Genomic DNA, 23,420 nt, shown 5'->3' on the forward strand with positions numbered 1-23,420 from the left:
AGCCTTATTCAGCCGATGCCGAAGATTGAGTCCAGTTGATTCTCATAACCCGAGAACCCTCTTTGCCTTTGAAGTGCGCCGAGTCGATACCGATTTTGGTTAGCTTTTGGTCGTTGAACTTGTCATTCACGCGAAGCTCAACTATTTCGCCCTCGCTAGTGCTGATGACAACGTAATCGGCATGCACCTCAGCAAGTCGAGTCATGCTCGCCTTGGGCGGCTTTGGCGGCGCTTCGACACGTCCTGCATTCCCGCCACTGCGTGGCGGCGGGGTAACGAAGCGATCGGTGGGTATCGTGGGCGGTGCTCCGAACCCGTCAGGAGCCATACCGAACCCCATATCCATAGGGAAAGGCATTTCTCCCGCGCCGCCTTGATTCCGGCGTATCTCCCCCCCCAACTTATCCATGCTGTCGACACCGATCGGGTTGCCATCCTCGTCAACCAGAAATTCGGCTTCCACCATTCGCTTCAGTGATTCAGCCATGTCTGCCTGGAGCTTTAGCTTCTGAGCTTTGTACTCCATCGCACTCAGGCTTTTGTTGCGCTCGAGGATAATGTCGCCTTCGTTCTGGGCAACCGCGTGTGTACCTATCGCCATAATCAAAGGGAAGGCAATTGAGGTGACTAGCTTTTTCATATTCAAATTCCCACGACAACAACGTTAAGTTTCATAGCCTCAGAGTCGACTGAGTAGTCATAGAGGAAGATCGGAATCTCTTTTTGCAGCTCCTGGGCGAGGGCGAGAACTACCCGGGGATCGCCGGAAAGAACCGCAGCCCAATTTTTCAGGGGACCCATATAGGTGTTGTCAAACCCGAAGCTCACTGGATCAGGAACAACCTCCATCTTCACGCCGGCCAGCTGCGCCTTGGCAGCCAAGAGCCGCCACTGAGATTCCAATAGTGGAAGTGGTGCGAGTACAGACAGATTGGCAATGTCGTACTCCAGGTCAGCTATGATCTGATCGAGCTGGTCGTAGTCCGCTGGGAGCTGCCTCCCTTCGTCCATCAACATGGTGAAATGAACCGAAAGCCCAACGACACCAGCAAGCGCCAACCACATCCAGCTAGTGAAATTCAGGCTCTTTAAGTACCGAGCCCCTTTGCGCGCGCGTTGATTCATCAGTTCACTCCTCCTTCACTGGCATCTGATGGAGTAACTTCAATGACATATCGGAAGTCGATCCCTAAAGTACTTGTGACATTGGGAGCGATAGTCGCCGGGTCATACGGTAGGTTCGGTGAGCTAACCCATGCATGGACCGATGAAAATCCCGATGAGATTGCAGCGGCCGAAGGTGTTTGCATGCCCGGATCACGCTCGATGAGCCTGAGAAGGGTCAACGCAGTCTGCCGGTTGTCCGGGTAGGCACGCAGTCGCTCGCTCTCAAGGGCGACTACCCTGTCCTCAAGAGCTGTACGGGTGGTCTTAGTGGCCGTGTAGGACGCCATCTGCATTTTGTAAACAGCATTCAGGCTATAGTTCAGGACTGTTGCACCAAGGGCTACTCCGACACAGATAATCCCGACCAGAAACCAACGCCGCTTCTCAATCTGCTTTTGCTTTTGGTTCAGCTCCATCCGAGTAAACGCAGGCTGAGATGGCAGCTTGAGTTCGTCGATCTCTATATCAATTCGACGAGCGTCATTGAGGTCGTAGTCCATTGCCTCGGGAATGTAGTTCTCGACGTACTCGGCCGAAGAAAGAATCGACCTTGGTGAGTCCAGATCCTCGGCTGGATTCAGTCGGATGTATGCGCCCCGGTCATTTCCCATCGGATACAGGACAATCTGACTGCCGAGCTTTACCTTGTCGTTATAAAAGAGAATCTGCCAAAGCCCGTATACCTCAAGATTGGGATAATCCGTACGAGCCTGGTTGAGTTCGTGCTCATCGATGTAGATGGCCGGCCGCCCATCGAGAGATGGCTGCTCGATGGTGGTGTACACCTCGGAATCACGGCTGGCAGTAAGAACCTCACTGCCAATCGCATCGCGGAGTACGATGACCTCCTTCCCGGCAATGTGTACCGGAGCGCCCAGAGGTATGTATCTCATCTCAATACACGCCTTCGATCAGGGTGGGAGTCACAACCAGGACAAGCTCACGACGCTCAAGGTTGTTGTTCAAGTTCTGAGTAATGGGGTTAAGGACGTTGCGAGTGAAGATGTTCTGCCAAGGCAGCTGCTCCATCGCCTTACTCATGCGCTCTGAGATCAGGCCACCGAGATGTACCGAGTTACCCGAGGTGGTAATCAGCTGAGTAGAAAACTCTTTGAGCGCAACGCGAGGGGTTTCAAAGGAAATCTCGCCTACCTGAACCACATCAGGGGCATTCAAATTAGAGATCACCGGCATGATGTCGACGAGCAGGCGGTCGTCTTCGAGAATCCGAACGGTAACGCTAAGAGTTACGCCGATCTTGAGACGGGCGAGCTTCGGAGTGACCGTTACGTTACCGTGCTCATCTTGCACCTGCTCAATATCGACGACGTAGGTTAGCTCCTCACCCGCATAGATCTGAGCCGGTACGCCGTTTCGCACGGTGATGTTCGGTTGATCCTTAAGCTCAACTGTTCCGAAGGTTTCCAGGAACTTAACCAGCAGATTTGCGGAGCCGCGACTGCCCTCGTAGGTGCCGGCAACATTCCAGAAGGAATCCGAGCCTTCATTGATCGCGCCCTTGTTGAAGAAATCAAGACCAAATGGGTTGCCATTAAGGGTGCCCGATACAAGCGCATCCCAGTTGATGCCCTTCTGCTTGTTATCGTTGAGTACAACGTCGTATGCCTCTACTTGGACGTTGACGATCTTGGTGCTTTCCTCGATAGCCTTACGCAGGTAGCGGTCAAGAATGCTCATGCGCGCAGGGGGGCCACCGGCAGTGACGATACCTACTGATCGGATGCCGGAAACGTATGGGACTGCATTCCTTGCCGTAGAATCCATAGATGCCAAGTCGAAGTTCAGCCCTTCGCCTGGCATACCTAATGGGCCGCCAGCTGGAGCGAACTCAGAAGCCTTGGCATCGTCTTCCTCATCCTCCTCCGGCGCCCCAATGATGGTGCGTGCGCCCTTGAGGATGTTGAGCCATTCATCCTCTGTCAGGGTATACCCAACCGAGGAGCTGGTTGTTTCGTTCGAGTTTTCGACGGCTGAGTCACCAGCTTTGGCACCTCCAGTCTGAGCTGAGGTAACTAAAGTAGTTACGCTGCGAGTTGCAGCGAACGCGGAAAGGTTCCACTCCCGGGTCTCAAAATCACTGACGTAAACGCGATTGCCGACCACTTCGATATTGAGGTCGCGAGTACCTTCGATATACTCAATGAAGTCGGATAGCAGCATGCCGCGAGCAGAAACATCGATAGGCGAGTTCAGATCGACCTGGCCACGCGGGATGATCGAATAACCCGGTAGCGTCTCCTGCAATACAAACCGAAGGCTCTTGTTTTGGGCTGTTAGATAGATTGGGCGCTGCATTGCCAAATCCTCCGATCGGATCTCACGAACAAACGTTGTGCCCCGAGCCGCCTGCATTTGGGCTTCTTGATCGGGAATAAGATCGCTGTGCTTGGTTTCCTCACTGAATTCGAAGTTACCGGCAGCACAACCAGCCAGGCCTGCGGCAACCATAAGGGATAGCGCGATACGAGTTATCATCATTGGAGCCGTGGCCTTAATTGTATTTGCGGTCTGTAATAAGGATCATTGGTGAGGGGTTGCCCTGCTCGTCAGTAAGATCCCAGAAATAGCTGAACCGGACCTTTGCATCCCGAACAGAGCTGGTAAGCCGTCGCAAAGCCAGGTCGCGTGGGTCAGTCGAAACGAACTGATACCGACGGCTCTCCAGCTCAGGCTTTTCGGAAAAATCTGTCTTTACTCGCCAGCCTACAGGCATTATTCCGGAGACGATCTCCTGCAGCGTGGCCGCGTTGTATTCGGCCTTCACCGGCTCGCTCATAACTACGACAGGGTCGACACGCTCCAGAGCTACGCGAGTGCGGGCAGCTGTCTCGATGGCTACTGCGCTGTCCTCTGCCATCATCAAAATCTGCTCGCTCTCGATCTGAACCTGGGCAATGTCGATAAGCTGTTCGGTCTTCATGCGCTCAGCGTCCTGACGAGCGATTTCATTCAGTTGCAGCGCTTGAGCAACACGCTGCTCCTGTGCACGAATCGCTGCACGCTGCTGCTCAATATCGGCACGTTGCTGCTCGATTGATTCCTGCTGCTGGATCAAAGCGTGCAGGCGGTTCTCTGCAGCCTGGGTTGCTGAAGCGTGGGCATTCTGCAGCTTCAGTTCTGCTTCCTTGCGAGAGATAGCGAGTGCCTTCCGGTTCTCCTCAAGTTCAGCCAGGGTTGCCTTGTAACGACGTTCAGTCTCTGTCTCTTCCACGACGAACACGGCGTCATCCATCGACAGATCGATCACAGCAACAGGCACAGGCTTCGTCTGTCTGTAGTCAACCGGCTGGTGCATGTCCTGAGCCAGACCTGCTTCATAAGCGCGGTCAAACGGCGAGACTGCGGACGGACCGGATAGATACGCGTCGGAGTAGTCGGCAAATGCCGCCTGCGATATTGCCAATACTGCAATGCTGATTAGTGTTCGTTTCACGGCACCCGCCCTCAAATGAGATTGCTTTATCTAATAGTGCGCAGAGGTGCCCCTTTTTCTGTGCTTTTCGGTGGAATAGTTAAAAAAAAATTTGCACTCTAGGTGGGTCCCCACTTAGGCAGGCATATATGAGCAGTTCAATCAGTCCCGTTAAGCCATCCTCAGGCATATTTGCCCTTGTCACTCTCATGGCATTGGCCACCCTCGGGTACGCCTACTATTTGATAGCGACCGAACAGCACCTGGACTATCAAGCCGCTGCGCTGGTCCCGGTTCGTTACATGGTTCAGCCCGATTCAATGATGCTTATGATCGCAGGGGGCGGATTCAGTGGAACGCTAGCAGCAGTATTGGTGAAGACTTTCAACGCCATGTTTCTCGGCTCGATTGTTTTCATGTTTATTTATGCCATCGGACTTTCGCGGCTGGACCGGAAGAAAGCAGATGAAGGTGAGAAGAGGAAAAGTCCTGCAGGAACCGCAGGGGAGTACAGCTGTGAAATACCAGGGTCGGAAATGATCATTTCCATTCCAGACTCGAAGGACTACAAAACCGGCCTGGTGGTGAAAGGCTTACACGATACTGCGCCTTATCGTGAGGTCTTCTTTCGTTGTAACCGCGCGGATATTCCATTGAATCGACCAGCAGCTACCCAGCTTGAGCAACTGTATGTTGCTCTTTACTCAATGCTTGCTGCCCATCCGGATGTCCCTGCAAGTGTTGGAGCTCATCATGCTGACACCTCTTTGTTCGAGCATTCGCGCTTGATCTCGAACGCGGTCGTAAAGTACATGCGGGACCGAGGATGGGACGAGCCTGTGGCGAAGGTTGCTGGCCTGGCTCACGACATGGATAAACTACTGGCTTACTCCAGGAAAGGGAAAGGCTGGGTGAAGAATCGCAGCTGCACTCACCATAACACCTACAGCGCATTCATCGTTTCTAATCAACCCGAGTTCCTGAATATCGGAGACGATAAAGAAATCACCGGATACCACAAGCTTGGAGATGACGACAGGACTACGTTGGTTCTGGCCCTGCGTTATTACCACCATCCTGAAATGCTGCCCAACGATGCGAGCCTAAGGGTCGAGCGCCTTGTACAGGCACTGCGTCACGTAGACGGCCAGGTGATTGCCTCTGAGAAAAGGTCAGGTATTGAACAAGCAAAAGAAGCTGAGGGCACCTATTCCCTTTTGCACACAGCTCTCCTTGAAACGATACGTGAGCTCAACATTAACGCATACCTCGGTACCGGCCGCGCCGGTGGGTGGACGAAGGATGCGGTCGAGTTTGTAATTGTGCCGATGTCCACCATATTAGAGTTCATCCCTCCGCACCTTCCGACACAGCTCTCGCGCCAGCTTCAGGTCACCGTAGAGACTAAGAGCTACCATCACCCCGCAATCCCAATGCTTCTTGAAAGCCTGGAACAGATGGGCCTGCTGATGCATCAGTACAAGGAAATGACTTCAGAGAAGGGACTGTTTGACGTGCGTATCGGAGTTCAAACCTTTACGGCCTGCGTCCTCTTGAACAAAGAACCGCTGGCAGAAATGCTGCCTACTATCGTAACCAAATGGGGCATGACTCAGTACGGCATCAAGATCCGCAAGCCAACAGTGGATAGCCATAAGGATGATCTGGACTGAAGATAGTTGGCGATTGTATTTGCCGGCCCTGTGATGGGCCGGCGTTCATTCGTATGCGAGAGCCTGCCTAGTCCCGCAGTATTTCAATAGTCGCCTGAGTCCGCAAAACCCGATCTGCTCGATCCACGTGACCCAGTTCATTCCAGCAACGATATGCGTCCTGATAGCGTGCCTGGCGCTCTGAAAGTCTGCACAGCGTAACATCGCGCTCGTAACGTGGCAGATAGTCCGCCGCGAAATTTGTGAGGGTTACGTCCCTTCCCGTTTCCCAAAGCAATGAGGTCACTGTATCGATTGCCTGTGTACGTGTTTCCCCTGTAAGCGCCAAACGTCGAAGCTTCAAGCTGCCTTTAGCGGACCGATACACATAATCACTGAGTAGCAACTCCGCCTGGTTGTAACGACCAATCTTCACCGCTCGGCTAGCGGCATCCACCTTTGCTGCCTTCTCAGCTGCTGTTGAAGGAGGCGCCATTGGCGCTATTGAGCATCCAAGCAGAGCCCAAGAGAAAAACGCCATTAACAGAATGGTTTTCATCGGTCAGTCCCGGAAATGTCGAACGAGTGAATAATTGCTGCCGGCGCTGAATAAAATGTTGTCCTTCGGCACAAGCTGCTTGAGATAGCTCGGCTTGATGCCAAACATTCGAGAAACATCACCGGCCGCAGCCTCTGGGGTTGCGAGAACAAAGTAAGTGGCAAAGTTCTTGAGCAGATCCTGAGTTACCTGGTCGGGTGACTGGACGCCGGCCCAGATACCCACGCCGTAACCTCGGCCCTCCGTTCCGATTCTGTTGAACGGGGAAAGCGGACTCTGGCTAATCTCCTTTACGTGCTTGCCTTCGTCAGCTACCAGAACGTGAGTTGGCGAGGTTGGGTTGAATGAGTCATTACGGCGAGTTTCCATGATCCCCATGGCCAGCACGCGGTTTGCGATGATCCGCATGATCACTTGTTGATGCTGAGGACTGATATCTGTCAGGTCATAACGGTTGATTTTGCTGGACATTGTTCTTGATGGGTTGCCGGTGAACAACCGGCTATCAACCATGCCCTGGATCACACTCCGCAGGCCGTAAAGGGATTCCTTACTCCAGTACTCCCAGACATCACCGTTGCCGACTCCCGTTTTCGAGACGGCTTCCAAATTAATCTGCTTTTTGATGATTGCTGTTATGGAATCGATCAGGCCGCTCGCCAACTCGTTCACCTTATCAGCGATGACTACCTCCTCCTCCTCGATGGCCCTCATGTTCGCAACTTCCTTGCTGGCCTTGCGCTTGGTCTTGCCGATGTCATTCATGATGTCAGCAACAGACTCTGAAGGAAGGCCACTGGTGACCGCGTTGAAAATGAGGTCGATCTGTTCCAAAAGGTCGTTCAGTGTCGGGTTCGGTCTGCCCCAAGACTCCATGTCGTCATGCAGGATGCCTTTGTTCGTATAAACGATCTTTAGGATCTCGGTCAGGTAAGTGAGCTGCTTGACTCCTACGTTTGGGCTGAAGGTTTTGACCAGCACCTTCATAGATTCGATGGTCATCAACACCCCGCCTCCCTCCGGCGTCCTGGGCACCTGTAGAGGATTGATGCTTGCTCCATCGAAGTAGTTGAAACGTATATCGTTAAAGTCATCAGGGCTGACGTAATTTGCCAGGCCGGCCCGCTCAAAATTCGTGTAACCAAAGTCACCCTTGATGTCGATTACATGGAAGGTTGTCTGCCGGGCAAAGACGCGAGCCAGCATGTGCTGAATAGTGTGTGTCTTTCCCACACCCGAAGCGCCCATGAACATGATGTTGAAGTTGTTTACCTGCGGGTACGCCCACTGTACAGGCCCCCCCCTTGAGTCGACGCCGATCTCGATCGGGTCGGCATGAGTGAAGCTGAAAGTCATTTGAGATCCATAGTTATCGTTGCAAATGCTGGTGGTGAAACTTGATAGCCCGCACCCCTTCCAGGAATCCGATATCGGCTTTCACTTTGTCAGGCCATTTTTCTTTGGTAACTCGGACATAGGGGAATGTGCATTGCTTACAAAGCAAATCCTCAGTTCTGAGTTTCGATGCGGTGGCCACGGAGTTTGGGAATACGGCAAAAGCATCTTCGTCGCCACATTCACACTCGACGCATACCCCACCCTTTAGAATCTTTGAGGCTCTGTCATCGAACAGACCTTTCACCTTCGAGCATGGGTTTGCCTCAGGTGAAAGCTGGGCAGCGATATCCTCCCAGTCCTCACTGTGCTTTTTACCGGGGTCTAGATCGGAATCTTTGCAGTTCAGCTCGTGAATGATATGAGCCAACTCGTGCGGCACCACTTCGTTGAAGGTGCTAATGAAGTCTTGGTGCAAATAGAGGCCGTTGATCTTCACTACGGCAATACCATGCAGATCACCGCTGATGCGCATGAGATCAAGACTGGAGGAGCTGTGGTCCGACATCGAGTAGTCGAACCGAAGGTCTACCCAAACACGGTCGTCGGGAAATTGAACAGATTTGAGCAGCCTGCTGACCTCTTTCGCGATTTGAATCTCGCGAGGATACTCAGCGTTGTGCTGTTCAATATGGTCAAACGTAAGGTTGTTAGGCGAGTCTTTGCTTTTCATACCCTAATAGTACGAAGCAGAGCCCCAAAAACAGCGCTTTTCGACAGTCTCAACCTAAATTGTGAGTGAATAAAGCTTCCAGCTTCTCCCAGCCGCTGAAATCGCCCCTGTTTCCGGCCTTGATCAACTGATCCATAACCTCTGTCGAAGCTGTTTGCTGGATGTACTCGATAACCTGGAGGTTCCTTCGCTCCCACTTGTTCATTCCCACCGCGTAGATAGCCTTCTGTGCTTTTGCATGCTCTTGGGATGCTACGCCGTGTTGATCCATCTCAGTTTGAGAAGTGCCCTGCCCTGTAGCTGGAAAATCATTCGCATGCGAAAGACTATGGTCCGGGTTAGCCTGGCCTGCTATCTGGGGCACAGGACAGGTAATCAATAGGTGGTTGGCTACGAGCTCTGAAGAGAATGACGGGTACAGTAACTGAGCAAATCCAACGCAGAACATGCTCATGGTGAACGTGTCCCCGGCGTTGAGCCCCACATCTATGTGAGCGTAGGTCCCGTCATCAGCTTTCGTGGTGGCCTTCAGTGTGTGGGTGAAATGGGAGTCGGAAGCGAAACCTACAATAGACATCGGTACCTTACCTCTGCGGGTTACGTCGTATCGAAACGAGGACTGAAAACCCCTCAGCCAGGAATATAGATACCGCGCAGCCTCAATGCCCAGTGTGACCGAGATCTTCCCTGGGTCTTGCATCAAAGGGTAGCTTCCACCCACCTTTGAGCTGAAGCTTAGGCGTAGGCCGGAAAAGACAGCTGTAGCCGCGCCACTATCAGAGATAGTGTTGCGTACTGCGATTGCTATACCAAGAGCGTTATTGCTGAAGATCTGATGGCTCGCAAGGTGCTTCCAGGCGTGCGGATTATTGGGGTTCGCACGGTTGAATACCCATTGTCCATTCTCGCTCCTTCCTTGAAGGTAGGTTCTGTGGGCAGCTGAGAAGTCGATCAGCACATCTCACTCCTTAGAATGTGGCAGCAATATCCCTCGGCTTAGTGAGCCATTTCTGACATCCAGGGCTGAAGGACAACCGAAAAAAATCTGGTGCTGTGGCGGTATGAGTAGCTTAACGTCGTTGGAAAATCATACCAGCGATATATCGCTAGTCCTCAGGCGCGAGTAAGCCCTCCGCGTTTGCCGTAGCATGCAGAGTCATATTTGAAGTGTGAGGTAGGGTAGTTCCTTAAAGTCGGCGTGAAGCACCGGGGGGATTGCTCCCCCCTATCGGTGTGACCAGGACCACACTCGCAAATCAACGCACACCAGAAGTAACTGGATGCTCGCCCTGAAACAGGCTTTCGGATTCTGCGCTGCTTTTGAAATCTTGATAGAAGCCTTCGCTTGCGAAAAGGATCAGGCATTCGCCCTCACCCGGCGCCACATCCATCGTTGGGCACGAAGCATAGTAACCGACTCCCTCAAATGTCACCTGAAGTCGTCTATTCCAGGCGTCCACGGTGTCGCGCAAGATATGCTGCGGCGTGTCTGCTGGGAATCGGAGCTTCGGGGCATCGTAGCGAGCGATAATGCCGTGTGAACCGTTGAAAAAATGGCTTTCGAAAGACAATCCCCAATCTGAGGAACTGACTTCTAAATTTCGATGTATTGTTGCCATGCCGACTCCTAAACATTGAGCTAGTAATGGTGGGCGCCACCCCTAAGCCGGCTTTGAAGCTGGTTTAGGGGTGACGCCCACCGCTCAATGAGCAGGGGCGTCGGTCTAGCTGGCTGTGACTAAATCAGAACATCCGACCAATAAAATTACCGATGCCTGCGAACAGCGAGGTCCACAGCGGCAGCATCAAGCCACCGATAAAGATGTACCAACCGAGAGCGCGAGCGCTTCGGCTCCCCTTATCGGAGTCGAGGTACATAAGGAAGTACTCACGATCTGAAACGCCGGCCGGGCCGACAAGCAGATCAACCTCCTCTTGCTTGGTAATTCCCAAGGCAACTTTAGCGTCGTAATCCATTGCCACACCATCACCAGGAATGCGATAAGAACCTGCACCAGAGGCGTATAGAACGACAAACTTCCCATTGGCTGGGTTCTTAATTTTGACCAGCTCACCGCGCGAAACGAGCCCGTTAGGGTTGTTCTCGGAGCGCATACGATTATTGCCAAGTCGACAAGTTGAATTGCCAGCATCCTCTTTCGGGAGGCTGAAAACCCTGTGTAGCTCGATGCAGTTGGCAGGATCTCGCATGGCGAAATGAGTCTGCAGCGGTCGTGGATCGAACTTCTTTAACACCTTCCACATGAAGGTAAACGACGCGACGAGAATCGAATCGAATGTGTTGACTACTATTGCTTTCATGACTTCTCCTTGTTAAGGGGGGGAACCGGTCTCCTCCCCTCAGCTCGCACACAGCCTTATGGCGTGGCATATTTTTACGAACTCCCCGGCAGGAGCTTTAATCAACGTCCAGATCAGACGGTCCTGCAATCTGTTCTTTCTGTGATCGACGTTCAGCACGCACTTCCCGCATCCGATCTCGTTTAGCAATGTTTCGGATTGTCTCGCCCTTCCTGGAGTTATCGATGAAGTCCTGTTGGAGCATCACCTCAAGGAAGGCCTGCAGACAGGCGAAGGGATCTTCGTTGTCAGCCATCATTCGCAAGCGAGTGCTGAGCACCGCGATTGAATTAACCACCAGCCAACTACACGGGTCGTTGAAAACGCCCTCGATCTGGTTACGTGCAGATGTCAGCACCAAGGTGCGATTCAGATCTTGCACCAGGGAGCCTTTCACCCCCAAACAACGGTCCCCTTTGAACGGGTTACCTTTGAGCTTGTACTTAAAACCAAGCGCATTGGTTTCCCACTCCCCGTTCCGAATGACAGGCGACATACCCAGAGCCTTTTCAAGCCGCTCGATAGTGCTGTTATCGCTATAGGTCGCGGTTGTTGATGATGCTTCCAGCGCATCCTCTTTGTCCTCTGCCTCAGTGATTCCAGGCAGAAACTCAGCGCACGACCACAACGCCCTCCGGTTAATCACCAACTTGGTTGATGACCTACGGACTGTCGTGGGTTTTCTAACAGGAGAAACGGTTTTGGTGAACTCTTCACCGAAGATATCTTGTTGTTGCACAGCCATAGTGAACTCCTTTCGGGCGCACTACTCCCTTGCGGGCGATAGTGGCCCGCATGGGTGGGTGGTTTAGTGGATTAGAGGAACATCAGATTTGCTTTGGTTGCAGTTTTCACTACAGGCGGCTCTGCTGTAGGAGCTGTAGGGGCAACCGGAGTTACCTCTTCAGCGCTCTCGATATCTACTGCAGCCGAAGCATCAGTAGTGGCATCGTCCTCGTCGTCCACGGAACCCAGCGCAAGCGCTGGCTGTGCCGCAACGGTTTGAGGTGCCGGGGTGGTTTGAGCAGGTACAACAGTCTGTGCTGCAGGCGGGGCCACTTGCGTAGCCTGGCTCACAGCAACAAACGGGAGTTTCTTCTCAAGACGATCGACCACAGTGATCTGATCACTCATGGCCGTCAGACACTGAACCAGGTTATTGTAGATGGCCGAAGCCAACACAACGTCCCGACCAGCATTTGAAGCAGGTACAGCCTCTACCGCTTGATCCACTGCTTCAGCCAACGGCCGAACCATTTTGTGAATAAACGCCAGAGAGTGCAGTTTCCCGCTTATCGTTGCTACCCGGGCAGCAGTACGGCCATTGAGGCTGTACTGTGTCCTTCCAGCATTGCGTTTCAGGATCACCTTCAACAGCTCGCTTGCTTCTTTGCAAACGTACTGAATCAGGGCACCCATAACGCCCTCACGAAGCGCAACAATGCTGTCGCGCTGCGCCTCGTACAGGTCCGGATCGAAATCCGCTTCATCCAGCGACACGGGTGTCAGCGTGAACGAAAAGCTCATCCGGCTACGAACCTGTTCCCAGGATGGTTGACGCTTCAACAGCAACTCGGCCAAAGCCTGAATCTTTGTTGACAAAGTGCCGTCTTCCAGCGCCTGAGATGATATTTCCATGATGTGATCACGGCACATTGCTTCATAAGTCAAAGCATCGGCTTCCAGGCACTCATCCCACTCCTGCTGGAATGCTTTGAGGGCACGGTACTTCTCAGCAGCGGCTGTTTTTGATGCAACGATTCCCATCGGGATCTGGACAGCGCCGTCCTTCAGCATCTCCGCGTAAGCCTTCTCACGGATGTGCATGTACTTTCTGAGGAAGTCAGCAGGGAATATCTTTTCCTCAACCAGCTTTTTGCTGGCCTTGGGCAGATCATCAAAACTGATACCGATTTCAGCAAGATCCACCTGGCGATCGGCACTCATCGCGCTTACTGCCAGGTTAATAACTACTACTGAAGACTCTTGTGCAACGTTGGTTACTGCATTGACTGAAGTTGTCATTTTCACTACCTCGCTCCTGCCGCGCGCAGGGCTAATTGTATTAACACTCGGGCGCGGGCCGAGTGTTTTGAACCGCTATGGGCTCGAGAAAACACTCGGCTGTGAGCCGGGTGTTTTATCCAGCTCACAAGGTGAGGTGGGCCTCTAAGAGGCCCGTGCAGCAAAGGTTTCTTCAATCATCTGGGTAGACCATTGAAGGTATTTGAATCGGTCATCCAAAGTGATGTAAGGCCAGTTTCCACCGGTTGCATCAAAGTGAAATCCCGCAGCGTCGATCCATCCCCAAAAGCAGGAGTAGCGTTCAGTACCGAACGCATGATGGCTGGATCGCAAAATGCGAAACAAGCCTTGCAGATCGCCACCATCCGCGCACACCAAAGCCTCCTGAAAGGTTTCGGTATCGATAACACGGAGGTGGGATTGCTCAACTATCTGTTTCCCGTAGGCAAGAAGACTTCTCTTGCCTGCAGCGATGCTTTCGCGAAACAGTTGATTGGCTTGAGCGGATTGCTCGACTTGATTGAGTTTGTTCATGGGTAGCTCCTGGGAAAAAATGGAGCTATCCCCCATGAGGGGGTAGCCCCTCATGGGTTTGAATTAATCACCCCAGCAGTTCACCTACCTTGTCCAGAAGGACCGGGCAGAGATCACCTGCTGTTATAGCGTGTGCAAAGGGAATTGCGTTATTGGTCAGCCAGTCACTGCGAACGTCATCACCGATCAGCAAGTAAACAACCTCGATCCCACCGCGAACGGCAAGCTGGGTCATCTCCGCAGCTTTCACTTCACAGCTTGGGTCGCCATCAGTCAGCACAAAAAGAATCTTGCGCTGACTTTCGTGGGCCTCCAGGCGTGATGCTGCCTGAAAAACCGCTTCACCGATGGGTGTGTGATAGCCGCCTGTTACGGAAGCCAACCCACCGATACGATCCAGAGCTGTTCTGTGGCTGTCCCCGAAGGTACGGACCACGGTGTTCAACTCGCCAGTTGTTGGCGCAAAACCAATAATCTCTCGCGGGGTTTCAAGCTGCTCCAGAACCTTCTCCAGCAACAGTAGCGAATGTTGGATAGATTCTGCACATGTGATCGAACACCCGTTCGGAACCATTGTGGACCCCGAAAGGTCTGCACAGATAGATACGGCTGCCGTAGGTAGTTCAATCTCGTCCTGCTGCTCGAAGACCCTGGAGTCGTCAAGACCAAGACGATACAAGTGGCTTTGGCCGAGGCGCCCACGTCGAGTCGTGTAGGTCTCAGCTTCTTCCCGATTGAGCAGAAGCGAGCGAAGCCGACCAGCCAGTACATCGGCTTTCCGGTCAATTGCCTTCAAAAGCTCATTCGCATTGTTACGGTCAACAGGGCAAACGGGCATTCCGTCCACGAACTGCTGTACCGCACCCGCGCCGGCCACTGGATTACTGCCCTCTTCAACAGCACCATCCACTTCCATGCTTCGCACGACATCAGTAGACGAATATTCGCCTGACTTACCGCTCTGCACTTCCTTGGATAGATCGTCCATCGCTTTGGCTTTGTCGAAGATTTCCTGGTCACCCAGTTCCGCCTCCAACATTTCCTGAACAATGTCCGCCAGGCTCTTTCCAGCTTGGTCGTCGCCCTCAGCGGGATCAGACTTACCATCAGTACCTTGGCCATCTTCGGGCTCGCCAGCGTCCACGTCACCTAAACCGTTTCCGGCACCGGCTGGATCTCCACTGGCATCATCATCGTCGCTTCCTGTGCTACTCCCTTTACCGCTTCCTGAGCCATTTGGCTCGGTATTGTCATCGGGCGTCTCCGAGTCGTCTTGGTCACCGGATTGGTCCGGATTGCTTGAGTCGTCTGATTCATCCTTTCTGTCTTCATTGGGGTCGTTCGGGTCTTGATCTTCCTCTTCCTCCTCCTCGCGCTGACTCTGCTCTTTCAGCATCGCTATGATACGAAGGGCGAGCTTGCCAGCGTCCTCAGTAGAGCGGACGTTGACGAACTCACTGTCGAGGATTTGGTTAAGGTTGGCCTTGACCGCTTCAGCATGTTCACCGAACTGCTTATCAAAGTTGCCTTCAATAAGCGTCAGCGGGGCTCTGTACTCGGGCCATTTACGGCTGAACAAGTAGACCAGGCAGTAGCAACAAACAGCCTCGGCTGCATTGGCGCTACCATCACGGAATTGCTTACGCTCTGCCATGATCCTTGCTGACTCACGGAAATACCGCTCCGCAGGTTTGGTAAAACGGGCCTGCCGGCGCTCCATGAACACATCATCCAATGCGTTCAGAAGACACTGCGCAAAGCTGCCGTGTTTCTTAGCAAATTCCTGAAACCAGGTAATGTTGCTGTGCTGAATGTGACCGATCTCATGAAATGCATTGGACTTGAACATGATCAAGTCATCCTTGGTCAGTTGCGCAGGCAGTGCCGGCAGCCAAACAGTCTTACCGTCTGTTGCCGGCCCCACGTTGCGACCAATTACGAACTTGAGCTTGCTGTCCCTCGCGAGAACGCGAAGAAACGTTGCCCAGCCTTCCTGGATCTGTTTTGCACTATGTCTAGTCATTGGTAGTTCCTCTCACACGCCGCATCGTGGAATAGTTTTTCAAAACCAGTTGCGGGCTGGTCGGTTCCGAACATTGGGACGGAACAACCAGCGGAGGCCGGTTGTTCCCGGCCCGTGGAGGGAGGTATTTAGTTTTTAGCCACCAGCTCTGCGTAGACCGCATGCTTACGTGACTTCATTCGTGCTGCTTCGACCTTCGCATTCAGACCGCGCGAACGGTTCATTTTGCTCAGGTAATACGAACTGGCTACCTCGTGATACGCAACGCGCAAGCCGGTCACACGGGCGTACACGATCTCGATCCAGAAATAGTCCAGGGCTTGGTCAACACGCTTGATTAGGTTCTGCATGGTTTTATCTCTCTCACGCCGCATCGTGGAATAGGGGATTACATCCGGGTGCGGGACCGGAAGGTTGAGGGCTATGACCTCGAACAAACCTCCGGCGTGAGCCGGAAACTTGTTCCAACTCACAGTGAGTAGATGCCCCCGTGAGGGGGCGTCCATTACAGAAACAGTGGCCTTTTGGACACTGGGGTTTGATGTAAGGGGGCATGGGGGCATTTGACCAGCCCCCCGTTCATCAGTAGTTCATGCAGGCCTGGTTCTTGGTACCAAGCCAACTCGCTGACATCCCTTTTTGCAAAGGGCGTCATGGGAAAGAACGACCAATCTCGATCGCCCTTAAACGACACCTCTGCGCCAGCCTTTATCAGGCCGTGCAGAAATGCGCGTATGTAGATGTCTACGACACCCTCCCCGGTTACGACGAGCATCCGCCCTCTCCCGCCAGGGAGAAGAGTTTCGTTATCGACATAGCCGCGAGCCAGACAAAGCTCTTTCAACTTCGATGGGTAGTCTCTAAAGGCCTGCTCAGACAGCAGCCGACATTTGAAGGACTCCCCATAGGCTGGATGGGTTGGTTCGAGTTCAAACCAGCCATCACCCTGCTTGAAAGACACGCCTGGTGTTTTCAGTACATCAAAGGTTTCATCCATTTGAGCGATTCCCGCGTTGAACTGCACCGGGGTGCATTTCTTCACGACAAAGCTTACGGAATGAGATTCGACGGTCAGCCTCCCCTCCCCCACCGTAGAGGCGGGAAAGGCATAAGAGGCCAGCGCAGTATCTACCGCGCCGTAACCCTCACGACGCAGCGCCTGTACACGCATGCACAGGGCTGCATAGGCTTCTTCATCAGAGCCAAAGGTACCGAGCTCCTTATGGATAACCCGTTCCCCTTTTCTCTTTAAGACGACCATCTCCTTTGTAAATTGCTGCACATATACAATCGCGTTGCGTCCGTCAGGTGAAGTCAAATAGAACATAACCCCCTCCTTAAGCCGCAGCTGAATTAGATGCACCAATGAACGCGTCCAACATGTCACCTGCGCTCGTCGAGTACTCCTCGGTAAGCTCAAGCTCGGTGCCAAACACAGTTTCAAAGAGGGTTTCAGCCAGTATCTGGTCTCCCGCCTCAAGATTGGTGTAGATGGCATCAACAAATGCTTCGTTGATGTCACCGTATAGTGCAGTTTTCTTGGCCCAACGCTTCAGCTCGCGAAAGCTGAGGTTATCGAACGCCTCACCCTGCTCGAAAGCAGCGCGGAAGCGAAAGCCAAGTTCGATCATGCTTTTGATTGTGTCCTCGCCCAACTGACTGTCCGAAGCCTTTCCAAGCGCCAGTACTTCCCGATCTGGAGCCATGAAAGTCACCTTGAAGCTGGTGAATCGCGATCTGACAGCGCTGTTCTGAGTGTTAACCCCACCAAAGCGGCCATCTTTCTGCGACTTACCACCCGTGTTGTCGGTTGCGAACAGCCGAAACGCCGGATGGCGGACAATGGACATCGTGCCGTCCATATCCAAGATCGACTTGGGGTCGATCGAGGGGTCAATGCCGTGGTGCTTCAGCGTGATCAAATTGTCACCCTGGAGGATGTCATTGATGCTTACCAAAACCCCTGGGCGGAGGGTACACAGTTCGTCGATAAGGACAGGAATACCGTTGCGTACCGCATACGACAACATGCCGTCTACGTTCTTCACAGATCCATCCTCAATTGTCTTGCATCCCAACAGGTAGGACTCGTCGACCCCCGGCCCAGCGTTGATAGTTAGCAAAGGCCGATTAAGCCTCGCCATCAACTGCTGAACAAAGGACGATTTGCCTGTGCCCTTGTCGCCTACCAACATGATGCTCTCACGAGCGGCCATTGATAAAAGCGCACGCCGTACCAGGCTCGGATTAAATACATAGTCCGGGTCCAGTGTAGGCGTCAGGGGATGTGCTTCGGCGGGGATCTGTGTCGCATCTTCAAAGCCCTTTAGGGGCTCGTCGAATCCGAACAGTTCATGAATGAACACCTGCTTAAACTCAGTGGTAGCCACGTAGTCTGCAACAAGTTGATCCTGGCGTTGAGCAATTGAAAGTACGTTTGTCATGGGTATTTCCTCGCATCTGCCGCGCGCAGAGCAAACAGGGTTTGAACCTAGTCGCGGAGCTAGGTTTTTAGTGAGATCTCGATGACCTCGAACAAAAAACCCAGCCTGAGCTGGGTTTCTTGTTCCAGCTCACAAAGGAGGGAGCCCCCGAAGGGGCGGGTTTAGGTTTTGATCATGGAGAAGAGCCGAAGCCCCTCCCCTCGATTGCCGTCCGGCTTATGTAGTGCAATCCGCTCTCGCGGGTCGAACTACCAGCCCTTTCTTTCCAACGAATTGGCTATGAACCAAATTACGGTACACACCAATATCGTTGTTATCGCCATCTCGAAAGTCATCATTTCTGATTTCTCTTCAATGTTGGTAAAGGGTTGAGTTGCAACAACATTAACCGGGTTACCGGCGTCGTCGTTTTCGCTTTTTCCGCTTACCACCCGGGGTTGGTCGCTTCCGATACTTCAGCTCGACGCCCCTTCGTGGCTTGGGTTTCACCTTCTGATCCTGAGCCTTAGCCCAATTGATCAGAACGAGTGCCAGAACGGCAAGAATGACGGCAATTATTGCCTGTGTGTCGGTCATCTTTGCAAGCTGTGGCAGGCTGGTGCCCAACACGACATACAAAATGCCTTCCATTGTGTTTTTCAGAAACTTCATTTATCACCTCATAGGTTGGTTATTGAAACGACACCTACGAGGCTTGCGCCAAGCAGGTATCTAGTACCGGCTTGACGCCATGTATTGCTTTACCCATTCGGGCCTTTAATCTTGAGCACTCCCGGTTGGTACTCTGAACCGAAGTCCAGTGCGCCTTGAGTGCGCTTGAGTTCCCTTAACCATGCGCGCTGATTCAGCTTTGCTCGCATGATGTGACGAACGCGCTCCCGTTCCCAGGGCTGCGAGTTCTGCACCCACACTCCCAGGTAATGAGAATCGAATTCCTCTCTAAGCTCCCGGCTCATGAGCCTGTGAATGAGAATCTGACGATTGCTCAACCACACGATCTGAATGGCCTCATCCCTATCCCGCGAATGGACATACTCAGAATTCTCAGCCACATACCGCATACGACCGAAGAAATCCAAACCCATGTAGGACATGGCTTTCTCCAGCTCAGCTGCTTCGGCAATCATTGCTGACACCAATACAGCCCCTGCATTACGAATAGCTCGCTCTGCAACATCCTTGTGGTGCCGGTGCTCTTCCGCGCGCCGAGCATGAGCCATCATTACTTGCGATTCGCGAAGCATGACATTTCTCCTGGGCGCACTGCCCCATAGGGGCGGTTGCCCCTGTTGGGTTATCGGGATTAAACGAGTTCTGCCAGCGTTAGGCCGGCTGATGGACCAGTAAGCACTAAATCCTCAAGGGTGCCTTCTAAGCACACCCCATTGAAGTCACAGCGCCCTGTGTTGGAGTCACAAGGACTATTCCACGCCATGTGGGGAGCGCGGTGGTATTCCGCGTTCCGTATACGACGCGCAACAACCTTCGCAAAATCTACAGCTTCGAGCACATCACTCTCAGTTCTATCAACCCAGTGGATTGGCAGCCAGGTGGCCGACTGAAGCGATTTGGAGCCTTCGGTTCTGATGTTGGGTTTTAACCCTGCAGCAAAACCGCATAGCTTTGGTGGCTTGATACCCAGCTTTTCACAGGCAAGCGTTACCGCGAGCCAGTAATAAGTGAGCTGAAACCCTGCACGAGCGAATAGAGCTCCTTCAGGCATTGCTGCTGTCTTCCAGTCGATAATTACAGTGTCACCAACGTCGGCAAGCTGCTGCCCGTCTTCCCCGAACACCGGCCTTGTAAGCACGCCCACAAAATCGATCACGAGGTTCATCACTACCTGATCACCGAGGTTCATCTTGAATGCACCTTCGATCAACACAGGCTTCACGCCAAGGTTGTCGTAGTACGCAGGAAACTGGCTACATAACCTGCCGCCAATCGCCTCCATCACCTCGAAGGTCTTGGTTTTGCTCATAGAAACGAGCTTGCCATTCCGTTCCTTGGTTAGTTTCTCGATGAATCGTTCAGCAATCTCATCCTTAGAAAGAAAGCCCTTGAGATACCCCTCGACAGCCCAATGCAGACAAACGCCAAACAATAGGTTTATGGGGGTAGCCAGCGGTTTTACACGCGCACGGTAGTACGCGAGCTTTCTCATACAGACCTGCGCAGTCGCTATTTGCGATGGCGAGATCTCAACGAGGCTCGACGGTGGTAATTTATGAAATATGCTCATTTGCTTGCTCTCGCCTAAAAGGACAAAAGCAAGGCCTGAGGGCTTTGAATTTGCCCTCGAGGGAATGAAATGAATGCGTCAGAACGGTGATTCGATATCGTCTTCAACATCCTTTGTTTTCTGATCTAGCGGTTCACCTAAAAAAGATGCACGCGCCTGATCGAATCCTTCCGGGAAAGAACCTTCAACGAATGGTTCAGGGAAAGAAATAAGCTCAATGTCTTGATACATCGACATGCCTCCAACCCATGACTGCACTCATGGGTAAATTTAATTACCCGGTGCAGGGGAAGAGGTAGAAACGTGCAAGCACGAGTCTGGTTGAAAGATCTCCTGGCCATATCTACCTGAAAAGGGACATGGGTGATCTTTCGGTGTGGCAGTGAAATGGAATTCAATGCCGATTGGTTCCAACAATGTCTATGCTCGGTACACCAAAATGGTTGGTGGCACCTCACATCCTGCAAAACACAACTGAATGGCAGATGCGTAATTACAGGTATGCAATCAAAAGAGATTACAAATAGAACACCTGTAGTTTTAGCCAGATCGGGAGGTCCGTCAAGCGGAAGTGGTGTAACTTTTTGATTAGTTAGCCGGGTGGCCTGGAAGTTAACCTCACCCCTAAGGCGCCAAGAGGCGCCGTCGGGGTTTGGTTTTGCTTAAGCACGTTGAGCTACGCTCGCAGCGCTGTAAAACACACCCTTTCGTACTGCAAGTGATTTTAAGGCAAAAAACCTGCGGCTTCGCTTGTAGTCAAGAATGAACTCATCAACGATAAGATCCTCCCAGTCGCGCCCCTTTTGCCCTTCTGTTGGAATCTCGCTCGGAAGCATGAATCCGACACTGGCAAAACCACCTTCCACGCAGAGCCGTTTGTACAGCTCCCATGCAAAGAATTGCCCATCTCCAGCTATGCGCTCCCTCTCAGGACGATCAGGATCGCGATCAGCCCAGATGATCACTTGGTCATACTGCTTGTAGTCGATGAAGAGAGATCTGAGCATCGAGCAGGAATAGGCAGCCTTCACGTCTTCTCCTGTTACCAAGTGGATCGCCCAACCCTTTTCCACGCCTTCGGTTACATGCAGAGTCCTGCAACCTTCGACACGGGCCACGGTTATAGACGAACCTTTGAAGCCGTTCAGTGGGCTATCGATCTTCTTAACCTGCATTGAAGGAACGATATCCAGCTTGTCACCGGTTTGCGTGATGTAGATCTTGTGCAGGTTGACGATCTTTCCCTGCTTATCGCGAAACGCGCTGACGATTGCCGGGAAGCAGCCAAGCAGTACCTTCTTTGACGATCCGCCTTCAACCTTTTTCATTGAGTAATACTCAAGAGCAGGGTGAAACTTCACATCGCAAATGTCGCTGGTTACTTCGATACCGCGTTTCCGAAAATACTCTCTACCAGGTAATGCGGAGGGATGGCTGAGCGGTACCAGACCTAAAGCGATCCGGGTTAGCTTAGCCTTGCGTGCTTCAATTACCTCAGGGTCGTGCTGCCCAGTGCTGCGCTTTACAACAGGTGCTGTATGGCGCACATGGTTCGCATGACCTGAAGAGCCTGAAAGCACGCCTTTGACCTCCTTCATGGCTTTGACGAAATCGCCATTGCCAAGGCCGTCCATCATCAGCAGATCGATTGGGGCTACACCTTTGTCCTGCATGCAAGAGCAAATGGCACGGCCTTCATATCTTGAGTCTTCGGAAAAACGAAAGTCCCCTACCCCACCACCTTTACGATGTCGGGACGGGAATGGGCAATCTACTCCTTTGCCAAGGTTCTGAATCGCGCTGTCAAAGGTGCTAGTCATTCGCCCGATGACGTTTAACCAGCCTCCATTTAGCGTAACCAGATCCTCAACGCTTTCACTCAATTTCTTGTCAGACATAACTACCTCCAAAAATACAAACTGAAGGCAGCAATATCCCGAAGGGAATTGGAGCCCTTCGGGTGGGTGTGTAAGCAATTTATTAAAGAACCCCAGAACCTGAATTGCAGGAGCTGGAATCTTTGATTCGTAAGCATGCGAAAGGCGCAGACGGAAGAATCAGAAGATGGCATCACGCTAGCGCGGGCCTGGGGTCAAAATCAACGACGTAATGTCCACAAATAACAAAAAACCCGGCCTTTGAGGGGCCGGGTTCGTCTGTTATCCAGGGCACGCCTATGACTCCGGTGTGGGGGCATAGGAGTACCCTGGACTAATGTCAGGGTACAACAACGCTTAGCAATCAACACCTGCAGCAGCAAAAGCCGCGCAACGGTTGTCGATCTGTGCATCTGCGAACTTGTGCGCATCATTGGTTAGGAAATAACCAAGAGCAGCAAGACAAATAGCAATGATGGCGATAAAGCGCATTGTAGTCACCTCAAGAAGCAATAATTGAAGCGACATACCCCGTCCATATTGGGCGGCAAAATGTCGCCCATAAGGGTCGGGAAATAATCAAAGCAGCAACCTGAATCAACCTGCGGTAGGGGCGCGACACATGCAGAGGTAGCCGTTGGCAGACCAAAGCAAGTGAAGGTGCCGCAAACTGACGGGCAGCGTGCAAAGAAATCCCATTATTAAAGAGCGGTCCAGCAGTCCAGCGATACAACGGTGCAGCGGTGCAGCGGTTACTAGGTCCAGCAAATACAGATCTCGCGGGCCTAATTCAACTTCAATCAAGACCGTGATAGCGTCTTCCGAGAACAGGCAAAGCGGCGTTCGGTAGTGCTAAAAGCAGCTAAGCAAGCAATCGAAAGACATAACGTCAAACGAAGGCACGAATAGATGCGAGCGAATGACGCAAAACAGCAACAACCTTTTGCCGAAAGGAGTAGCAGACAAGCCGCAAAGTCCAAAACAACAAAAGTGTTGAGTTGGAAATGGCGGCATAGAGTCGGCATAACCAATTCA

Annotated in this window: 25 protein-coding genes; 1 reads left to right on the top strand and 24 read right to left on the bottom strand. The window is 52.5% G+C overall.

The genetic code is table 11. From position 1 onward, the window contains the following. Nucleotides 1–4 precede the first annotated feature (4 nt). From QAO71_RS17595 to QAO71_RS17615, 5 genes are read right to left on the bottom strand one after another with little or no spacing between them, the layout of a single operon-like run. Nucleotides 5–640, bottom strand: a complete 636-nt coding sequence (locus QAO71_RS17595; RefSeq protein ID WP_280165731.1) for a hypothetical protein — start codon at nt 638–640, stop codon at nt 5–7. A 2-nt stretch (nt 641–642) separates the two neighbouring features. Further along, nucleotides 643–1,125 carry a hypothetical protein gene (locus tag QAO71_RS17600; RefSeq protein ID WP_280165732.1) on the bottom strand — a complete coding sequence of 161 codons (483 nt, stop codon included), beginning with the start codon at nt 1,123–1,125 and terminating at the stop codon, nt 643–645. Continuing rightward, on the bottom strand, nt 1,125–2,060 hold the full coding sequence (locus tag QAO71_RS17605) for a hypothetical protein (RefSeq protein ID WP_280165733.1): 936 nt from the start codon (nt 2,058–2,060) through the stop codon (nt 1,125–1,127). The genes QAO71_RS17600 and QAO71_RS17605 overlap by 1 nt, the downstream gene beginning before the upstream one ends. A 1-nt stretch (nt 2,061) precedes the next feature. After that, complete coding sequence (locus QAO71_RS17610) at nt 2,062–3,666, bottom strand: pilus assembly protein (protein ID WP_280165734.1); 1,605 nt, start codon at nt 3,664–3,666, stop codon at nt 2,062–2,064. A 13-nt stretch (nt 3,667–3,679) separates the two neighbouring features. Next, complete coding sequence (locus QAO71_RS17615) at nt 3,680–4,621, bottom strand: hypothetical protein (protein ID WP_280165735.1); 942 nt, start codon at nt 4,619–4,621, stop codon at nt 3,680–3,682. Between the two features lie 128 nt (nt 4,622–4,749). Here QAO71_RS17615 and QAO71_RS17620 point away from each other — a divergent pair, with 128 nt between their 5' ends. Further along, complete coding sequence (locus tag QAO71_RS17620) at nt 4,750–6,273, top strand: hypothetical protein (protein WP_280165736.1); 1,524 nt, start codon at nt 4,750–4,752, stop codon at nt 6,271–6,273. Between the two features lie 67 nt (nt 6,274–6,340). On the opposite strand, the gene QAO71_RS17625 is transcribed toward QAO71_RS17620, so the two are convergent. The 19 genes from QAO71_RS17625 to QAO71_RS17715 form a co-directional block, all read right to left on the bottom strand. After that, on the bottom strand, nt 6,341–6,811 hold the full coding sequence (locus QAO71_RS17625; protein ID WP_280165737.1) for a hypothetical protein: 471 nt from the start codon (nt 6,809–6,811) through the stop codon (nt 6,341–6,343). A gap of 3 nt (nt 6,812–6,814) precedes the next feature. Further along, complete coding sequence (locus QAO71_RS17630; RefSeq protein WP_280165738.1) at nt 6,815–8,167, bottom strand: type IV secretion system DNA-binding domain-containing protein; 1,353 nt, start codon at nt 8,165–8,167, stop codon at nt 6,815–6,817. A 13-nt stretch (nt 8,168–8,180) separates the two neighbouring features. Continuing rightward, the gene (locus QAO71_RS17635; protein WP_280165739.1) at nt 8,181–8,879 is read right to left on the bottom strand and encodes a hypothetical protein; all 699 of its coding nucleotides are present in this window, start codon (nt 8,877–8,879) and stop codon (nt 8,181–8,183) included. Between the two features lie 49 nt (nt 8,880–8,928). Next, on the bottom strand, nt 8,929–9,837 hold the full coding sequence (locus tag QAO71_RS17640) for a hypothetical protein (RefSeq protein ID WP_280165740.1): 909 nt from the start codon (nt 9,835–9,837) through the stop codon (nt 8,929–8,931). A gap of 298 nt (nt 9,838–10,135) precedes the next feature. Continuing rightward, nucleotides 10,136–10,498 (bottom strand): hypothetical protein, encoded by a 363-nt coding sequence (locus QAO71_RS17645; protein WP_280165741.1) that lies wholly within the window; start codon nt 10,496–10,498, stop codon nt 10,136–10,138. Nucleotides 10,499–10,622: 124 nt separating this feature from the next. Next, entirely contained in the window at nt 10,623–11,201 is a 579-nt protein-coding gene (locus QAO71_RS17650; RefSeq protein WP_280165742.1) for a hypothetical protein, read from the bottom strand. Between the two features lie 97 nt (nt 11,202–11,298). Then, entirely contained in the window at nt 11,299–11,985 is a 687-nt protein-coding gene (locus QAO71_RS17655; protein ID WP_280165743.1) for a hypothetical protein, read from the bottom strand. A 71-nt stretch (nt 11,986–12,056) separates the two neighbouring features. Beyond that, the gene (locus tag QAO71_RS17660; RefSeq protein WP_280165946.1) at nt 12,057–13,265 is read right to left on the bottom strand and encodes a DUF3150 domain-containing protein; all 1,209 of its coding nucleotides are present in this window, start codon (nt 13,263–13,265) and stop codon (nt 12,057–12,059) included. Nucleotides 13,266–13,409: 144 nt separating this feature from the next. Further along, a complete protein-coding gene (locus QAO71_RS17665; RefSeq protein ID WP_280165744.1) occupies nt 13,410–13,799 on the bottom strand; it encodes a hypothetical protein in 390 nt (129 codons plus the stop codon). A 67-nt stretch (nt 13,800–13,866) separates the two neighbouring features. Then, nucleotides 13,867–15,822 carry a hypothetical protein gene (locus QAO71_RS17670; RefSeq protein ID WP_280165745.1) on the bottom strand — a complete coding sequence of 652 codons (1,956 nt, stop codon included), beginning with the start codon at nt 15,820–15,822 and terminating at the stop codon, nt 13,867–13,869. A 128-nt stretch (nt 15,823–15,950) separates the two neighbouring features. After that, nucleotides 15,951–16,172: a hypothetical protein gene (locus tag QAO71_RS17675; protein ID WP_280165746.1), complete on the bottom strand. Its 222-nt coding sequence runs from the start codon at nt 16,170–16,172 to the stop codon at nt 15,951–15,953. Nucleotides 16,173–16,327: 155 nt separating this feature from the next. Then, complete coding sequence (locus tag QAO71_RS17680; protein ID WP_280165747.1) at nt 16,328–17,149, bottom strand: hypothetical protein; 822 nt, start codon at nt 17,147–17,149, stop codon at nt 16,328–16,330. A gap of 10 nt (nt 17,150–17,159) precedes the next feature. Next, on the bottom strand, nt 17,160–18,266 hold the full coding sequence (locus QAO71_RS17685; protein WP_280165748.1) for an AAA family ATPase: 1,107 nt from the start codon (nt 18,264–18,266) through the stop codon (nt 17,160–17,162). Between the two features lie 393 nt (nt 18,267–18,659). Then, the gene (locus QAO71_RS17690) at nt 18,660–18,917 is read right to left on the bottom strand and encodes a hypothetical protein (protein WP_280165749.1); all 258 of its coding nucleotides are present in this window, start codon (nt 18,915–18,917) and stop codon (nt 18,660–18,662) included. Between the two features lie 89 nt (nt 18,918–19,006). After that, on the bottom strand, nt 19,007–19,510 hold the full coding sequence (locus tag QAO71_RS17695; RefSeq protein ID WP_280165750.1) for a hypothetical protein: 504 nt from the start codon (nt 19,508–19,510) through the stop codon (nt 19,007–19,009). 59 nt (nt 19,511–19,569) lie between these two features. Next, nucleotides 19,570–20,508 carry a PD-(D/E)XK nuclease family protein gene (locus tag QAO71_RS17700; RefSeq protein WP_280165751.1) on the bottom strand — a complete coding sequence of 313 codons (939 nt, stop codon included), beginning with the start codon at nt 20,506–20,508 and terminating at the stop codon, nt 19,570–19,572. 78 nt (nt 20,509–20,586) lie between these two features. After that, complete coding sequence (locus QAO71_RS17705; RefSeq protein ID WP_280165752.1) at nt 20,587–20,739, bottom strand: hypothetical protein; 153 nt, start codon at nt 20,737–20,739, stop codon at nt 20,587–20,589. Between the two features lie 431 nt (nt 20,740–21,170). Then, entirely contained in the window at nt 21,171–22,406 is a 1,236-nt protein-coding gene (locus QAO71_RS17710) for a toprim domain-containing protein (RefSeq protein WP_280165753.1), read from the bottom strand. Between the two features lie 336 nt (nt 22,407–22,742). Next, complete coding sequence (locus QAO71_RS17715; RefSeq protein WP_280165754.1) at nt 22,743–22,913, bottom strand: hypothetical protein; 171 nt, start codon at nt 22,911–22,913, stop codon at nt 22,743–22,745. Nucleotides 22,914–23,420 lie beyond the last annotated feature (507 nt).

Source organism: Halopseudomonas sp. SMJS2 (assembly GCF_029866945.1).
GTDB classification, from domain to species: Bacteria; Pseudomonadota; Gammaproteobacteria; order Pseudomonadales; family Pseudomonadaceae; genus Halopseudomonas; species Halopseudomonas bauzanensis.

What these genes read in the sequence shown, in the direction of transcription:
- QAO71_RS17595 (WP_280165731.1), bottom strand. Translation starts at nt 640, where the DNA reads ATGAAAAAGCTAGTCACCTCAATTGCCTTCCCTTTGATTATGGCGATA.
- QAO71_RS17635 (WP_280165739.1), bottom strand. Translation starts at nt 8,879, where the DNA reads ATGAAAAGCAAAGACTCGCCTAACAACCTTACGTTTGACCATATTGAA.
- QAO71_RS17715 (WP_280165754.1), bottom strand. Translation starts at nt 22,913, where the DNA reads ATGTCGCTTCAATTATTGCTTCTTGAGGTGACTACAATGCGCTTTATC.
- QAO71_RS17625 (WP_280165737.1), bottom strand. Translation starts at nt 6,811, where the DNA reads ATGAAAACCATTCTGTTAATGGCGTTTTTCTCTTGGGCTCTGCTTGGA.
- QAO71_RS17705 (WP_280165752.1), bottom strand. Translation starts at nt 20,739, where the DNA reads ATGTATCAAGACATTGAGCTTATTTCTTTCCCTGAACCATTCGTTGAA.
- QAO71_RS17665 (WP_280165744.1), bottom strand. Translation starts at nt 13,799, where the DNA reads ATGAACAAACTCAATCAAGTCGAGCAATCCGCTCAAGCCAATCAACTG.
- QAO71_RS17600 (WP_280165732.1), bottom strand. Translation starts at nt 1,125, where the DNA reads ATGAATCAACGCGCGCGCAAAGGGGCTCGGTACTTAAAGAGCCTGAAT.
- QAO71_RS17685 (WP_280165748.1), bottom strand. Translation starts at nt 18,266, where the DNA reads ATGACAAACGTACTTTCAATTGCTCAACGCCAGGATCAACTTGTTGCA.
- QAO71_RS17675 (WP_280165746.1), bottom strand. Translation starts at nt 16,172, where the DNA reads ATGCAGAACCTAATCAAGCGTGTTGACCAAGCCCTGGACTATTTCTGG.
- QAO71_RS17710 (WP_280165753.1), bottom strand. Translation starts at nt 22,406, where the DNA reads ATGTCTGACAAGAAATTGAGTGAAAGCGTTGAGGATCTGGTTACGCTA.
- QAO71_RS17660 (WP_280165946.1), bottom strand. Translation starts at nt 13,265, where the DNA reads ATGACAACTTCAGTCAATGCAGTAACCAACGTTGCACAAGAGTCTTCA.
- QAO71_RS17610 (WP_280165734.1), bottom strand. Translation starts at nt 3,666, where the DNA reads ATGATGATAACTCGTATCGCGCTATCCCTTATGGTTGCCGCAGGCCTG.
- QAO71_RS17690 (WP_280165749.1), bottom strand. Translation starts at nt 18,917, where the DNA reads ATGAAGTTTCTGAAAAACACAATGGAAGGCATTTTGTATGTCGTGTTG.
- QAO71_RS17605 (WP_280165733.1), bottom strand. Translation starts at nt 2,060, where the DNA reads ATGAGATACATACCTCTGGGCGCTCCGGTACACATTGCCGGGAAGGAG.
- QAO71_RS17655 (WP_280165743.1), bottom strand. Translation starts at nt 11,985, where the DNA reads ATGGCTGTGCAACAACAAGATATCTTCGGTGAAGAGTTCACCAAAACC.
- QAO71_RS17650 (WP_280165742.1), bottom strand. Translation starts at nt 11,201, where the DNA reads ATGAAAGCAATAGTAGTCAACACATTCGATTCGATTCTCGTCGCGTCG.
- QAO71_RS17630 (WP_280165738.1), bottom strand. Translation starts at nt 8,167, where the DNA reads ATGACTTTCAGCTTCACTCATGCCGACCCGATCGAGATCGGCGTCGAC.
- QAO71_RS17645 (WP_280165741.1), bottom strand. Translation starts at nt 10,498, where the DNA reads ATGGCAACAATACATCGAAATTTAGAAGTCAGTTCCTCAGATTGGGGA.
- QAO71_RS17700 (WP_280165751.1), bottom strand. Translation starts at nt 20,508, where the DNA reads ATGAGCATATTTCATAAATTACCACCGTCGAGCCTCGTTGAGATCTCG.
- QAO71_RS17670 (WP_280165745.1), bottom strand. Translation starts at nt 15,822, where the DNA reads ATGACTAGACATAGTGCAAAACAGATCCAGGAAGGCTGGGCAACGTTT.
- QAO71_RS17680 (WP_280165747.1), bottom strand. Translation starts at nt 17,149, where the DNA reads ATGTTCTATTTGACTTCACCTGACGGACGCAACGCGATTGTATATGTG.
- QAO71_RS17695 (WP_280165750.1), bottom strand. Translation starts at nt 19,510, where the DNA reads ATGCTTCGCGAATCGCAAGTAATGATGGCTCATGCTCGGCGCGCGGAA.
- QAO71_RS17620 (WP_280165736.1), top strand. Translation starts at nt 4,750, where the DNA reads ATGAGCAGTTCAATCAGTCCCGTTAAGCCATCCTCAGGCATATTTGCC.